The organism is Delftia sp. NA_296.1, from assembly GCF_052692095.1.
Window position 1 is genome coordinate 336,853 of the sequence record NZ_JBQZGF010000007.1, and the last position, 14,237, is coordinate 351,089.

13 protein-coding genes are annotated in these 14,237 nt (G+C 67.5%); 5 read left to right on the forward strand and 8 right to left on the reverse strand.

The window, feature by feature from the left end:
• Positions 1–8: 8 nt before the first annotated feature.
• Positions 9–1,037 carry an aromatic ring-hydroxylating dioxygenase subunit alpha gene (locus ACUTR7_RS19335; protein WP_445609572.1) on the reverse strand — a complete coding sequence of 343 codons (1,029 nt, stop codon included), beginning with the start codon at positions 1,035–1,037 and terminating at the stop codon, positions 9–11.
• A gap of 118 nt (positions 1,038–1,155) precedes the next feature.
• Between ACUTR7_RS19335 and ACUTR7_RS19340 the strand changes: the two genes are divergently transcribed.
• Positions 1,156–1,926, forward strand: a complete 771-nt coding sequence (locus ACUTR7_RS19340) for a TetR/AcrR family transcriptional regulator (RefSeq protein WP_202760019.1) — start codon at positions 1,156–1,158, stop codon at positions 1,924–1,926.
• On the opposite strand, the gene ACUTR7_RS19345 is transcribed toward ACUTR7_RS19340, so the two are convergent.
• Entirely contained in the window at positions 1,917–2,996 is a 1,080-nt protein-coding gene (locus tag ACUTR7_RS19345) for a porin (protein WP_445609573.1), read from the reverse strand. The genes ACUTR7_RS19340 and ACUTR7_RS19345 overlap by 10 nt on opposite strands.
• A gap of 342 nt (positions 2,997–3,338) precedes the next feature.
• Here ACUTR7_RS19345 and ACUTR7_RS19350 point away from each other — a divergent pair, with 342 nt between their 5' ends.
• A complete protein-coding gene (locus ACUTR7_RS19350; protein ID WP_445609574.1) occupies positions 3,339–4,673 on the forward strand; it encodes an MFS transporter in 1,335 nt (444 codons plus the stop codon).
• A 19-nt stretch (positions 4,674–4,692) separates the two neighbouring features.
• On the opposite strand, the gene gorA is transcribed toward ACUTR7_RS19350, so the two are convergent.
• Together gorA and ACUTR7_RS19360 are read right to left on the reverse strand one after the other, a co-directional pair.
• Complete coding sequence (gorA, locus tag ACUTR7_RS19355) at positions 4,693–6,042, reverse strand: glutathione-disulfide reductase (RefSeq protein ID WP_034391427.1); 1,350 nt, start codon at positions 6,040–6,042, stop codon at positions 4,693–4,695.
• A 112-nt stretch (positions 6,043–6,154) separates the two neighbouring features.
• Positions 6,155–7,741, reverse strand: coding sequence for an alkaline phosphatase D family protein (locus ACUTR7_RS19360; RefSeq protein ID WP_445609575.1), 1,587 nt, complete (start codon positions 7,739–7,741; stop codon positions 6,155–6,157).
• 143 nt (positions 7,742–7,884) lie between these two features.
• Here ACUTR7_RS19360 and ACUTR7_RS19365 point away from each other — a divergent pair, with 143 nt between their 5' ends.
• The gene (locus ACUTR7_RS19365; RefSeq protein WP_445609576.1) at positions 7,885–9,129 is read left to right on the forward strand and encodes a helix-turn-helix domain-containing protein; all 1,245 of its coding nucleotides are present in this window, start codon (positions 7,885–7,887) and stop codon (positions 9,127–9,129) included.
• A gap of 32 nt (positions 9,130–9,161) precedes the next feature.
• Positions 9,162–9,818, forward strand: coding sequence for a Vgb family protein (locus tag ACUTR7_RS19370; protein ID WP_071954759.1), 657 nt, complete (start codon positions 9,162–9,164; stop codon positions 9,816–9,818).
• 3 nt (positions 9,819–9,821) lie between these two features.
• Here ACUTR7_RS19370 and ACUTR7_RS19375 read toward each other — a convergent pair whose 3' ends face one another.
• Positions 9,822–10,910 (reverse strand): tartrate dehydrogenase, encoded by a 1,089-nt coding sequence (locus tag ACUTR7_RS19375; RefSeq protein WP_180317689.1) that lies wholly within the window; start codon positions 10,908–10,910, stop codon positions 9,822–9,824.
• Between the two features lie 130 nt (positions 10,911–11,040).
• Between ACUTR7_RS19375 and ACUTR7_RS19380 the strand changes: the two genes are divergently transcribed.
• Entirely contained in the window at positions 11,041–11,955 is a 915-nt protein-coding gene (locus ACUTR7_RS19380) for a LysR substrate-binding domain-containing protein (RefSeq protein WP_445609577.1), read from the forward strand.
• 25 nt (positions 11,956–11,980) lie between these two features.
• On the opposite strand, the gene ACUTR7_RS19385 is transcribed toward ACUTR7_RS19380, so the two are convergent.
• The 3 genes from ACUTR7_RS19385 to ACUTR7_RS19395 all read right to left on the reverse strand — a co-directional run bounded on the left by ACUTR7_RS19385 (position 11,981) and on the right by ACUTR7_RS19395 (position 14,148).
• Positions 11,981–12,427, reverse strand: a complete 447-nt coding sequence (locus tag ACUTR7_RS19385) for a GatB/YqeY domain-containing protein (protein ID WP_034391431.1) — start codon at positions 12,425–12,427, stop codon at positions 11,981–11,983.
• A gap of 122 nt (positions 12,428–12,549) precedes the next feature.
• Entirely contained in the window at positions 12,550–12,762 is a 213-nt protein-coding gene (gene rpsU / locus ACUTR7_RS19390; RefSeq protein ID WP_012204283.1) for a 30S ribosomal protein S21, read from the reverse strand.
• Positions 12,763–12,927: 165 nt separating this feature from the next.
• Positions 12,928–14,148, reverse strand: coding sequence for an NAD(P)/FAD-dependent oxidoreductase (locus tag ACUTR7_RS19395; RefSeq protein WP_445609578.1), 1,221 nt, complete (start codon positions 14,146–14,148; stop codon positions 12,928–12,930).
• Between the last annotated feature and the right edge of the window lie 89 nt (positions 14,149–14,237).

Here is a 14,237-nt window from a genome sequence, read left to right on the forward strand (position 1 = left end):
CCCGCTCCTCAGCCGCCCGTGGGCGCGCCCTCGATCATGCGGTCCACCATGCGGCGCATGCGCCGGGGGGCCGCATCGATGGCGATCTTGATGGTCTTGCGCGTGGCAAAGCGCTTTTCGTTGCGCTCTATGGCTTCGAGGATGGCCTTGTCCTCGGCGAAGGCGACGCGGAAGTCGGCAGAGAGGGCCGCATTGGTGTCGGCATCGGCCGTGAAGTTCTTGACGTGCAGCCAGTGGTCGATGGAGGTGTTCCGGTCCACGGGCGTCATGAAGTGGCAGGCATAGATCTGCATGCAGTTGTCGCGCCGGCCCTCGGGTGCGCCCGTGCCCGTGGCGGCACTGCCGAAGTCGATGATGGCGATGCTGGGCGCGTGGTAGTGGTAGTAGTGCCAGCGGTCCACGTTGCCGCTGAAATTGCCGTACTTGGCGAACAGCGGAATGGCCGGCGCATCGATGATCCAGCGCCAGGTGACGATGCGGCCGTCCAGCTCCTCGTGGTGCACGGGGATGTCCTCGCTGGCCGCGTTGCCCAGCGTGCTCAGGTGCACGAAGCTCACATGGGCGGGGTCGCAGAGGTTGTCGGCCAGGTTCAGGTAGTTGGCCTCTATGCGCAGCGCATCGCCTTCGACGGCGCTCCACGCCGGGTCGTGGTACTGGGCCAGGTCGAACACCGGCACGCTGTCGGCGCGCGAGGGATCGCCCATCCAGATCCAGACCAGGCCCATGTTCTCCTTGACCGGATAGGTGGTCACCACGGCGTTGCCCGGGATCATGTCCTGGCCCGGCACGCGCGTGCAGCGGCCGCTGCAGTCGAAGGTCAGGCCGTGGTAGCCGCATTCGATGGCATCGCCCTTGAGCTTGCCCATGGACAGCGGCAGCAGGCGGTGGGGGCAGGCGTCCTCCATGGCCACGACGGCGCCGGCCTCGGTGCGGTAGAGCACCACGTCGCGTTCGACGATGCGGTGCGCCGACAGCTGGCGGCCCACGTTGCGCGACCAGGTCAGCGGGTACCAGGTATCGAGTACATAGGTTTCCATGGGGGGGCTCTCCTTGTTGAGTGTTCACTCAATTTTGTTTGAGTGAACACTCAATTTCAATATGGCGTTTTTCCCTAGAATGGCCGACGCAACGCCCCCTTCACCTGACGCCGTGCCCATGACCACTGATCCCGAGGAAGTTCCCGCCACCCCGAAGCGCAAGGCTGCGCCCGCCAGGAAAGCCGCTGCGAAGTCGGCCCCTTCCAAGGCCCCTGCCAAGGCGTCTGCGGGGCGCAAGCGGACTGCCAAGACCGGCAAGACGACCAAGGAGGCCATCTTGCTGGCGGCCGAGATCGAGTTCGCCAGAAGTGGCTACGACGGCGCCAGCGTGCAGCGCATCGGCAAGCAGGCCAAGTGCTACGAGAGCCTTCTCTACTACCACTACGGCAGCAAGGACAAGCTGTTCGCCGCCGTGCTGGAGAACGCCTACCGCAAGCTGGTGGAGGCCGAGGGGAAGCTGGTGGTGGACTTCGACGATCCGCGCGCTGCGCTGGAGGCCGTGGTGCGCTTCATGTGGCGCTACTACCAGGAGCACCCGGAGCTGATCTTCCTGCTCAACACCGAAAACCTGCTCAAGGGCAAGCACCTGAAGAAGGCCTCGGGCATACGCGACTTCTTTCCCAACGCCATCACGCTGCTGCGCAAGGCCGTGGAATCGGGAATGGCCCAGGGCCTGTTCCGTCCCGATGTGCACATCGACGATCTCTACATCACGGTCATGGGACTGGGCTACTTCTACCTCTCCAATCGCCACACGCTGAGCGCCTTCTTCGACAAGGAGCTGCTGCAGCAGGCCGAGCTGCAGCGCTGGGGCGACCACATGGTGGAGACGGTGTTGCGCGTGGTGCAGCAGCCACCGGCCCAGCCCCAGCCCAGGACTCAGAAATAGTGACGCAGGCCCAGGCCCCAGGTCTGGCCGCTGCCGGCGCCCGTGCCCGTGATGCGGTCGTGCAGGCTGTTGAGGTAGATGTCCGTGCGCTTGGACAGGGGGTGGTCATAGCCCACGGCCCAGGTGTTGCGCCTGGCGTCTTCGGCGCCCGAGGTGCGCGCATGGCCATATGAGGCCAGCACGGCGCCCGGGCCTGCGGGAATGGACAGGCCGAACTGGCCGCTGTTCCTGCGGCGGTCCGCGCCGGCCACGGTGTCGGCCAGCCGCTGGTATTGGGCGAACAGCTTGACCATGCCCAGATCGTAGGAGCCGCCCAGCAGCCAGGCGCTCTGGCGGTCAAAGCCGGTGGCGGTAGCGGTGGTGGCGGCATTGGGATAGGCCACGCTCTGGTAGGCGAGGGCGGCGGCGAATGCGCCGCCCGCATAGCTGAGGCTGGCGCCGTACTTGTCCGCATCGCGGCGCTGGGATGCGGGCGTGCCGGCCGGCGGCTCGAACGAATACTGCAGCCGTGCCGTGAATCCGCCCCAGGACGGGCTGGTGTAGAGCAGGCTGTCGCTCCAGCCCGAGTCGCCCCGCAGCGGCGCGGCGGCCGTGCCGTTGGGCCCGAAGCTGTGCAGCACCGCGGGTGAGAACGAAAAGGACCCTGCATACGGGTTGAAGGCGATGGTGGCCAGCCAGTAGGGGGTGGTGTTGCGCCCCAGTTGCAGCGTGCCCCAGCCGCTGCTCAGGCCCACATAGGCGCTGCGCGCAAAGAAGGCGTCATTGGCAAAACGCCCTTCGGCGCCGCTGTCCGCGCGGTAGAAGGCCTCCAGTGCAAACACGGCCTTCAATCCAGAACCCAGGTCCTCCGTTCCGCGCAAGGCCCAGAAATTCGTCTGCATGCCGCCTGGCGTGAGCACGCCCGTGCCCTTGTCCGCGCCCAGAGGGCGCGAGAACCCCGCGAAGGCATCGATCTGACCCTGCAGCGTGACCTGCGCGCCCGCCGGCAGCGGTGCGATGGCATGGAGCAGGGCAAGTGCCGGGGCGGCCAGGGCAATGGCTTGTCCTGTCCTTGAATGCAGTCTGGGCATGGGGTGTCTCCTTGGTTCTGATCACGGATGTCATTCCGCGGATTCGGGGTTTTGAAGCGTATGCACTTGAATTGAGTCGGGTTCACTACAAAGGAGTACCAAGGCATTGCGTGAGTTGACGCCCCTTGTTTCCCTTGCGTACAGGGATTTTTGTGCGACTTGATTGATGATTACTATCGGGAAACTACTTGATTTGTTTTTGACTATCGTGCGTAGCATTGAGCGTAGGCACTTGAAATTTCCACTGCAGACAGATGTTTCCGCCGGATCCGGCTGCAGTGCGCCAACGCGGCGACGCAGGGCCATGAACGGTGGCAATGGTCAACACAGCAAGGAGCTGAAATGTCAGTTCACAGCAATGCAGGCATTGGCGGTATGCAGGGGCAGGGGGTCCACTTGCAGGAGCAGGAGAAGGAGCGGCGGCAGCTGTACGGGCGCGTGACGTGGCGGCTCGTGCCCTTCTTCTGCCTGTGCTACCTGGCCGCCTATCTGGACCGCATCAACGTGGGGCTGGCCAAGCTGCAGATGCAGCAGGACCTGGGCTTCAGCGAGACGGTCTACGGCCTGGGTGCGGGCCTGTTCTTCGTGGGCTACATCCTCTTCGAGGTGCCCAGCAACCTGGTGCTGGCGCGCATGGGCGCGCGGCTGTGGATCGCTCGGATCATGATCACCTGGGGCCTGATCTCGGGCGCGACCATGTTCGTGAGCACGCCCATGCAGTTCTATGTGCTGCGCTTTCTGCTGGGTGTGGCCGAGGCGGGGTTCTTTCCCGGCGTCATGCTGTACCTGACCTACTGGTATCCCACGCGCATGCGCAGCAAGATCATGGCGCTGTTCCTGATCGGCCTGCCGCTGGCCAGCCTGGTCGGGGCGCCGCTGTCGGGCTGGATCATGACGGCCTTTGCCGGCGTGCGTGGCCATGCGGGCTGGCAGTGGCTGTTCTTCCTGGAGGCGATTCCCTCGGTGGTGCTGGGCCTGCTGGTCTTCGTCTTCCTGCCCAACAGCATCGAGTCGGCCAAATGGCTGTCGCCGCGCGACAAGGGCGTGCTGCGCGCCAACCTCGACAGCGACAGGCTGGCCGAGTCCCACCATTCGCTGTGGGCGGCGCTGTCCAGCGGCCGGGTCTGGCTGCTGGGCATGATCGACCTGAGCCTGATGATGTCCACCTATGCCATCAGCTTCTGGCTGCCCACCATCATCCGCGAGGCCGGGGTCAGGAGCACGGCCGAGATCGGCCTGCTCACGGCCGTTCCCAATGCCTTTGCCATCGCTGCGCTGCTGCTCAACGGCATCAGCTCCGACCGGCGCCGCGAGCGGCGCTGGCACATCGTGCTGCCGGCACTGGCGGGCGCGGCCGCCATGGCGCTGAGCACGCTGTACACCGGCCATGTGTTCGCCACCGTGCTGCTGTTCTCTCTGGCGACGGCGGGCATCATGGCAGCCTTTCCCGTGTTCTGGTGCCTGCCCGCCACGTTCCTGACGGGGCCGGCGGCGGCCGCAGGCATTGCGCTGATCGCCTCCATTGCCAACCTGGGAGGCTTTGCGGCCACCTATTTGCTGGGCTGGCTCAAGGATCTCACGCACTCGTCGAGCGCAGGCCTGCTGCTGTTCGCCGCCTGCCTGGTGGCCGGCAGCCTCTTGACGCTGGCCCTGCCCAAGGCCGTGGTCAACCGCTGAGTGCAGACTGTGCGCCTGTTCAGCGCATGGTCACGAACTCCTCCGCCGCCGTGGGGTGGATGGCCACGGTGTCGTCGAAGTCGCGCTTGGTGGCACCCATCTTCAGGGCCACGGCAAAGCCCTGCAGCATCTCGTCCATCCCCAGGCCGATGCCGTGTATGCCCACGATGCGTTCCTCGGGGCCCACGCAGACCAGCTTCATGCGCGCGGGCTGGCGGTGGCGCGTGACGGCCGTGTACATGGCGGTGAAGGCCGATTGGTAGACCTTGACCTGATCGTCGCCAAAGCGCTCGCGTGCCTGCGGCTCGGTCAGGCCCACGGTGCCGATGGGCGGGTGGCTGAAGACCACGGTGGGTACGTTGTCGTAGTCCAGGTGCTCGCCGGTCTTGCCGTTGAACAGGCGCTCGGACAGGCGCCGGCCGGCGGCCACGGCCACGGGCGTGAGTTCGATGCGGCCCGTGATGTCGCCCACGGCGTGGATGCCGGGCACATTGGTGTCCTGGAACTTGTCCACCGCGATGTGGCCGCTGTCCTGCAGCGCCACGCCTGCGGCCTCCAGGTTCAGGCCCGAGGTGTCGGGTCGGCGGCCCACGGCCCAGACCACGCAGTCCACGGTGTGGCTGCTGCCGTCCTGCAGTTGCAGGTCCAGGCTGCCGTCTGCGTTGCGGACCACGGCCTTCGGGGTGGCCTGGCGGTGCACGGCGGGGCCTTCGGCCTCCATGATCTCCATCAGGGTCTGGCTCAGCAGCGGATCGAACCCGCGCAGTGCCGAGTTCTGGCGCAGGAACAGATGGGTCTGCGATCCCAGCGCGTGCAGCACGCCGGCAATCTCCACGGCGATATAGCCGGCACCCACCACGGCCGTGCGCGCAGGCAGGGCCTTCAGGGCGAAGAAGCCGTCGGAGTCGATGCCCAGCTCGGCGCCCGGAATGTCGGGCCGTGCCGGGCGCGTGCCCGTGGCGATGAGGATGTGATCGGCACTGAGCCGCTGGCCGCCCACCTCCACGGTGCGCGCATCCACGAAGCGGCCAAAGCCCTGGATCAGCTCGACCTTGTTGCGCGCCAGGCCGCTTTCATACGAGGCATGGATGCGGTCGATGTAGGCGCTGCGGCTGTCCAGCAGGCGCTGCCAGTCCAGGCGGTCGACGGTGGCATCCCAGCCGTAGTCGGGGCCGTAGCGGTGCATGGCCTCGCCGATCTGGGCCGCATGCCACATGACCTTCTTGGGCACGCAGCCCACGTTGACGCAGGTGCCGCCGATCTCGCCGGCTTCGATCAGCGCGCAGTGGCGCCCGTGCATGGCGGCGCGGTTGGCCGATGCAATGCCGCCGCTGCCGCCGCCGATGACGATGTAGTCGTAGTGCTTCATGGAGATTCCGTGCTGTGTCTGAGCGGCCCGAATGCCGCAGCCGGCCATCTTGCCCTGTTCGCCGGCCAGGGGCCTGCGGCGGGGGCAATGCCGTGATCTCCAGGCGGCAGGCTCAGCTGCGCTGCGGCTCCAGCGTCTTCGTGTACAGCGCCTTGCCGTCCAGGTCCTTGAGCACCACGGTCAGCGCCTGGCTGCGGTGGTCTATGTCGAGCTGGCCGAAGAACTGGAAGCCTTCGCTGGGCGCCGAGTTGGCGTGGCCTGCGCTTTTCTGGAAAACGACTTCGCCGCCAAAGGTCTTGTCCATCTCGTTGGGGCCGAAGCCGCCCGCATTCAGCGGGCCGGAGACGAATTCCCAGAACGGGTCGAAGTCCTGGAAGCTGGCGCGCTCGGGGCTGAAATGGTGGGCGGCCGTGTAGTGCACGTCGGCCGTGAGCCAGACCACGTTGTGGATGCCCGCGTCCTTGATGCCCTTGAGCAGGCGCGCCATCTCCAGCTCGCGGCCCCGGGGTGCGCCATGCTCGCCATTGGCCACGGCCTCCCACTGGGCGCGGCCCTCGGCATCCTTGCCATCGGGCACGAAGAGGCTGATGGGCATGTCGCTGGCGATCAGCTTCCAGGTGGCGCGGCTGCGCTTGAGGCCGTCCAGCAGCCACTGCACCTGGGGGCGGCCCAGCATGTCGGTGTCCGGGCCTTCGGCCGCCTGCAGGTTGTGGCTGTTGGGGCCGCGGTGGCTGCGCATGTCGATCACGAAGATGTCGGCCAGCGGGCCCTGGGGCAGGCGGCGGTACAGGCGCTGGTGCATGGCCGCGCCGAAGGGACGCATGGGCGCGTATTCCATGAAGGCGCGCTGGCCGCGCGCCTCCAGCAGCTGCACGTTCTTTTCTGTGTAGCGCGCGTCGTTGGCCACGCTCTTGCTGTCCGAGTAGTTGTTGGTGACCTCGTGGTCGTCCCACTGCCAGATCTGGGCGACCTCGCTGCCCAGGGCGCGCACGTTGGCGTCCATGAGGTTGTAGCGGTGGCGGCCCCGGAATTCGTCCAGCGTCTCGGCCACCTTGGCGACCTCGGGCGTGACCAGGTTCTTCCACAGCGTGCCGTCGCGCAGCTTCATCTGCGCGGCAATGGGGCCGTCGGCATAGATGGTGTCGCCGCTGTGCAGGAACACGTCGGGGTCGGTCCTGCGCATGGCCTCGTAGATGCGCATGCCGCCAAAGGCCTCGTTGATGCCGAAGCCCTGGCCTGCGGTGTCGCCGCTCCACACCAGGCGCAGCGGCCGCGTGGCGGGCATGCCCGCCGCCAGCGGCGTGCGAAAGTGCCCCTGCACGGCGGGCGAGCGCACATTGGCGCTGGCAAAGTCCTCCAGCACCACGCGGTAGAAGATGTCCTGGCCCGCAGGCAGGCCCTGCAGGTCGATGCGGCCCGTGCCGTCGCTGCTGTCCATCAGCAGATCAGGCCCGCGCACGCGCGTGGGGTTGGCAAAGCCGGAGGTGGTGGACCATTCGATCCACATGCGCGCATCGCGGCTGGCGCGCGCCCAGACGATGGCGCGGTCACCCAGCACATCGCCGCTTTGCAGGCCCGAGGGCAGCAGCGGCCGCGCCGCGTCGCGCGTGATGGCGGCGGGGGCCACCTGGGCCTGGAGGATGGAGGGCAGCAGCGAGCCGCCAGCGGCGGACAGCAGAAGATGGCGGCGGAGCATCATGGCGGGGGAGTGGGTGTGGCAAAGCGTTTGGCAGGGCGTTTGGCGACCCAGCCTAGCGCCCACCGATGACCGGGCCGTGACCATGCGTTGGCCCGGGATGAATTGCAGGCACAGCCGTGCCGCACACGATGGATGGGATGGGCATGGATTCTCTGATCACGGCGGCGGCCCGTGCGCTCGCGGTTGGCGACCCCCTTGGCGCGCTGAACCGGGTGGCGCTGCGCGACGATGCGCCCGCGCTGGCACTGCGTGGCATCGCCATGGCGCAGCTGGGCGATCTGGTGCGGGCCAGGGCCTTGCTGCGCAGCGCTGCGCGCGCCTTCGGCGCCCATGAGGCCGTGGCCCGGGCCCGCTGCGTAGTGGCCGAGGCCGAGATCGCACTGGCCCTGCGCGAGCTGGCATGGCCGGCCCGCAGGTTGGTTGCGGCGCGGGCAGTGCTGCAGGCGCATGGCGATCCCGTGAACGCCGCGCATGCAGGCTATCTGGAAATACGCCGTTGCCTGCTGCTGGGCCGCCTGGGCGAGGCCGAGGGTCTGCTGGGCGGACTGCGGCCCGCGATGCTGCCTGCCGCCTTGCAGGCGTTCCATGCCCTGGCCCTGGCGGGTATCGCCATGCGCCGATTGGACATCCGTGCGGCGCACAGTGCGCTGGCCGATGCCGCGCAGGCGGCCGGCGCCGCCGGCATTGCAGCACTGGCCGCCGAGGTGGGGCAGGCCGCCCAGGCCCTGCACGCGCCTGCTGCAGTGCTGCTGGAGCGGGAGCCGGCCGGAGCGCAGGCTCAGAAGCTGCTGTCGCTGGATGAGGCCGGGACCCTGCTGGCCTCGGGCGCGCTGGTGGTGGATGCCTGCCGCCATGCGGTGCGCGCCGGACCGGCGGCGGTCTCGCTGGCGGGGCGCCCGGTGCTGTTTGCGCTGGCGCGCGCGCTGGGCGAGGCCTGGCCCGGCGATGTCTCACGCGAGGCGCTGGTGGCGCAGGTATTTCGCGCCCGGCAGGCCGATGAGTCGTACCGTGCGCGTCTGCGTGTCGAGATCGGCCGCCTGCGCCGCCTGCTGCGGCCGCTGGCCGAAGTTCACGCCACGCCCCTGGGATTTGTGCTGGCGCCCCGGCAGGCCCGGGTGGCCGTGCTGGCACGGCCCGTGGAAGGTGCGCCGGGCGTGCTGTGCGGGCCGGTGCTGGCGCTGCTCTCCGATGGCGAGGCCTGGGCCAGTTCGGCGCTGGCCCTGGCACTGGGCGCGAGCCAGCGCAGCGTCCAGAGGACCCTGGAGGCGCTGGAGCGCGACGCGCTGGCGCAGCCCGTGGGCCGGGGACGCGCCCGCCGCTGGGTGGCCCGGCCTGCGCCGGGATTCACGACGACTTTGTTACTCCCCGCTGTGCTGCCGGCTGGCTAGCATGGGCCGACCAACGCAACCAGGAGTTCCGCATGAAGACAGAAGCTGCAGAAATCATCCGCGAATACGGTCCCTTTCCCGGCATCGATTGCGTGCACGGGGTGTCCTACGACGGCAGCCAGGTCTGGTTCGCCACCGGCACCCAATTGCAGGCGCTGGACCCCGACAGCGGCCGGATCGTGCGCAGCATCCCTGTGCCGGGCGATGCCGGCACGGCCTTCGATGGCCGGCATCTGTTCCAGATCGCCAATGACCGTATCCAGAAGATCGACCTGTCCACCGGCCACGTGCTGGCCACCATTCCTGCACCCGGGGGCGGTGGTGATGCCGGCGATTCGGGAATGGCCTGGGCCGAAGGCTCGCTGTGGGTGGGCCAGTACCACGGCCGCAAGATCCATCAGATCGATCCCGACACCGGGGCGGTGCTGCGCACCCTGCAGTCCAACCGCTTCGTCACCGGCGTCTCCTGGGTGGACGGCCAGTTGTGGCACGGCACCTGGGAAGAGGGCCAGAGCGATCTGCGGCGCCTGGACCCGGACAGCGGTGCCGTGCTGCAGCGGCTGGAGATGCCGGCCGGCACGGGCGTGTCGGGGCTGGAGTCCGACGGCGGCGACCGCTTCTTCTGCGGCGGCGGAGAAAGCGGCCGCATCAGGGCCGTGCGCCGGCCCCGGCAGGCGCAGCAGCCCTGAGGCCTACTTGCCCGCGATCTGTGCCGCGATGGCCTGGCCCACTTCGGTGGTGCTGGCCGTGCCGCCCAGGTCGGGCGTGCGGGGGCCGTTCTTGATGACTTCCTCGATGGCCGAGACGATGGCGTCGTGCGCCGCGCGGCCTGCGCCCTGGCCGTGGGTCAGGAAGTCCAGCATCAGCGCTGCCGACCAGACCATGGCGATGGGGTTGGCGATGTTCTTGCCGTAGATGTCGGGCGCCGAGCCGTGCACGGGCTCGAACAGGCTGGGGAAGCTGCGGTCGGGGTTGAGGTTGGCCGAGGGGGCCAGGCCGATGGTGCCCGTGGTGGCCGGTCCCAGGTCGCTGAGGATGTCGCCGAACAGGTTGGTGGCGGCCACCACGTCGAAGCGGCCCGGCTGCAGCACGAAGCGCGCGGTCAGGATGTCGATGTGCTGCTTGTCCAGCGTGACGTCCGGGTAGGCCTTGGCCACGTCCTCGGCGCGCTGGTCCCACCAGGGCATGCTGATGGCGATGCCGTTGCTCTTGGTGGCCAGGGTGACGTGCTTGCGCTCGCGGCTTTGGGCCAGGTCGAAGGCGTACTTGAGCAGGCGCTCGGCACCCTTGCGCGAGTAGACCGATTCCTGGATCACGATCTCGCGGTCCGTGCCCTCGTACATGATGCCGCCCAGCGAGGTGTATTCGCCTTCGGTGTTCTCGCGCACCACGTAGTAGTCGATGTCGCCGGGCTTGCGGCCGGCCAGCGGGCAGGGCACGCCTTCGAACAGGCGCACGGGGCGCAGGTTGATGTACTGGTCGAACTCGCGGCGGAACTTGAGCAGCGAGCCCCACAGCGAGACATGGTCGGGCACGGTGGCGGGCCAGCCCACGGCGCCGAAGAAGATGGCGTCCATGCCGGAGAGCTGCGCCTTCCAGTCGTCGGGCATCATTTTTCCGTGGGCCAGGTAGTAGTCGCAGTGGGCCCAGTCGAAATGGTGGAATTCGAGCTTGATCGCAAAGCGGCTGGCGGCGGCCTCCAGCGTGCGCAGGCCTTCGGGCATGACTTCCTTGCCAATGCCGTCACCGGCGATGACGGCGATCTTGAATGTGTCTTGCATGGTGTCTGTCCTTGGATCGAATGGATGGATATGAAGCGGCGCCGCTGACAGCCTGGCCGCATGCATGGCATTGTTGGCTGCGCCAGGGCTAAATACAATCGGCCAACTGTGGTTCCATTGTTTACAGATCGTGAATAAACAACCGACTCCCGAAGACCTGCGTGTCTTCACCGTGGTGGCCCGCAAATCCGGCTTTGCCGCTGCGGCCGAGGAATTGGGTGCATCGCCCGCCTATGTGAGCAAGCGCATCCGCCTGCTGGAGCAGGAGTTGGGCGTGAAGCTGCTGCACCGCACCACGCGCCGCGTGGCCGTGACCGAGGAGGGCGAGCGCGTATTCCACTGGGCGCAGCGCATCCTCGACGACATGGACCAGCTGATGCAGGAGGTGGCCATCACGCGCAGCGAGCCGCGCGGCCTGCTGCGCGTGAGCAGCAGCTTCGGCTTTGGGCGGCATGTGATCGCGCCGGCGCTGTCCCGGCTGGTGGAGCGCCATCCGGGGCTGCAGGTGCGGCTGGATGTGTTCGACCGGCTGGTGGATGTGGCGGGGGAGGGCTTCGATCTGGATGTGCGCGTGGGCGACGAGATCGCGCCCCACCTGATTGCGCGGCGGCTGGCCGACAACCACCGCGTGCTGTGCGCGGCGCCTGCCTACCTGGCGCGCCGTGGCACGCCGCGCACGCCGGCCGAGCTGTCGGCCCACGACTGCCTGGCCATCAAGGAGCGCGACCAGGCCTTTGGCGTGTGGCGGCTGCGCGCGGGCGCCGCCGAGCAATCGGTGAAGGTCACGGGGCCGCTGTCGGCCAACAACGGCGAGATGGTGGTGCAGTGGGCCGTGGACGGGCGCGGCATTGCGCTGCGCTCGCTATGGGATGTGGGCGCCCATCTGCAGGCCGGGCGCCTGGTGCAGCTGCTGCCCGAATGGCGGCAGGAGGCCAATGTCTGGGCGGTCTATCCGACGCGGCTGCAGCTGTCGGCCAAGGTGCGTGTCTGTGTCGAATTCCTGCAGGAGCACTTTCAGCAGGAATGGGCGGCAGCAGCGTCCTGAAAAGGGCGCGGCTGCCGCAGCAGGTTCAACCTGCCAGTGCGGCCTTGACGGCAGCGGACACCTGGCCCATGTCGGCCTTGCCAGCCAGCTGCGCCTTGACCGCGCCCATGACCTTGCCCATGTCGCCGGGGCCGGAGGCGCCCAGCTCGGCCACGATGGCCTTCACGGCGGTGGCCACTTCCTCGGCCGACATGCGTGCGGGCAGGTAGGCGGTCAGCACGGCCGTTTCGGCCTTTTCCTTGTCGGCCAGGTCCTGGCGGCCCGCGCCCTCGAAGGCGGCAATGCTGTCCTTGCGCTGCTTGATCAGCTTGTCCACGATGGCGATGACGGCGGCGTCGTCGAGCTCGACGCGCTCATCGACTTCCTTTTGCTTCATCGCGGCCAGCAGCAGGCGGATGGTGCCCAGGCGTTCGCTGTCCTTGGCGCGCATGGCGGTCTTCATGTCTTCGGTGATCTGGGCCTTGAGGCTCATGGCATTTCTCCTGAGGTAGTGGCGTCGGAAAACAAAAACCAAAAAACAAAAACAAAAAACCCGCGCCTGGCGTCCCGAGCGCGGGTTTTGCGGCTGACGAGAGCCGGCTGGTCAAGGGCTGATCAGTACAGCTTCTTGGGCAGCTGCATGCTGCGAACGCGCTTGTAGTGACGCTTGACGGCGGCAGCCTTCTTGCGCTTGCGTTCGGATGTGGGCTTCTCGTAGAACTCGCGAGCGCGCAGGTCGGTCAGCAGGCCGAGCTTTTCGATGGTGCGCTTGAAGCGGCGCAGGGCAACTTCATAGGGCTCGTTTTCTTTTACGCGGATGGTGGTCATTAGCTAGATTTCCAGATATCTGTGCTGACAGCGGGTTCTCGGGAAGATCGGGCCTGAGAGCCATGTTCAGCGGTTGGTCCCCGTCAATAGTTAACTAGTATTGGCCGACGGGGCAATTGCCAGCAAAGCGGGCGATTATACGCGAGACGAAAGCGATCTGACAAATCACGCACAAGGCAAGGCCTGCGCGCAGGCATACCCGCTGGCCCAGGCCCATTGGAAGTTGTATCCGCCCAGCCAGCCGGTGATGTCCACCACTTCGCCGATGCAGTACAGGCCGGGCTGGGTCTTGCATTCCATGGTCTGTTGCGAAAGCGCACGCGTGTCCACGCCGCCCAGCGTCACTTCGGCCTTCTTGTAGCCTTCGGTGCCGGTGGGCACGATCTCCCAGCGCGACAGGCGCTCGGCCAGCTGGTTCAGGGCCTTGTCCGAGGCTTCGGCAATGGGGCGTTGCCAGGCCGCGTCCTGCTGCACCCAGGCATCGGCCAGGCGCGAGGGCAGCCACTGCGCCAGTTCGTTGGCGATGAGCTTGCGCGAGCGCGACTTGGCCTTGAGCAATTCGTCCTGCAGGTCCACCTCGGGAGCGAGGTTGATGCACAGGGGCGTGCCGGGCTTCCAGTAGCTCGAGATCTGCAGCACGGCGGGGCCGGACAGGCCGCGGTGCGTGAACAGCAGGTCTTCCATGAAGGCCATGCGTTCCTTCTTGCTGCCGGTGCTGATCTCGACCGGAAGGGCCAGGCCGGCGAGCTGGGCGTAGGGGGCCCAGGCGTCGCCATCGAAGGTCAGCGGCACCAGGCCCGGCACGCGCTCGACCAGGGGCAGGTCGAACTGCTGGGCCAGGCGGTAGCCGAAGTCGGTGGCGCCGATCTTGGGAATGGACAGCCCGCCCGTGGCGATGACCAGGCTGGGCGCCTGCACGGCGCCACGGCTGGTCTGCAGGCGGTACTGGCCATCCGCATGCGCGACGGAATCGACCTTGCAGGGCTGCCAGCGCTGCACGCCGCCGGCCTGGCATTCGGCCAGCAGCATGGCGATGATGTCCTCGGCCGAGCGGTCGGCGAACAGCTGGCCCTTGTGCTTTTCATGGTGGGCAATGCCGTGCCTGTCCATCAGCGCGATGAAGTCGGCCGGCGTGTAGCGCGACAGGGCCGAGCGGCAGAACTGCGGGTTGCCGCCCACGAAGTGCTTGTGCGGCGCACGCACGTCCAGATCGCGGTTGGTGAAGTTGCAACGGCCGCCGCCCGAGATGCGGATCTTCTCGGCCACCTTCTCCGCGTGGTCCAGGAGCAGCACCGACAGGCCCCGCTGTCCGGCCTGGGCCGCACAGAACAGACCGGCCGCGCCGGCGCCGATGACGATGGCGTCGAAAGAGAGGGAAGAGGTCACAAAAACGTCACTCGGGGGGCAAAAGGGCGCCCATTCTCGCGCACTTGTGCCAGCCCTTCGCGTGCCCTGTGAAACTGGCGTGTCCTGAA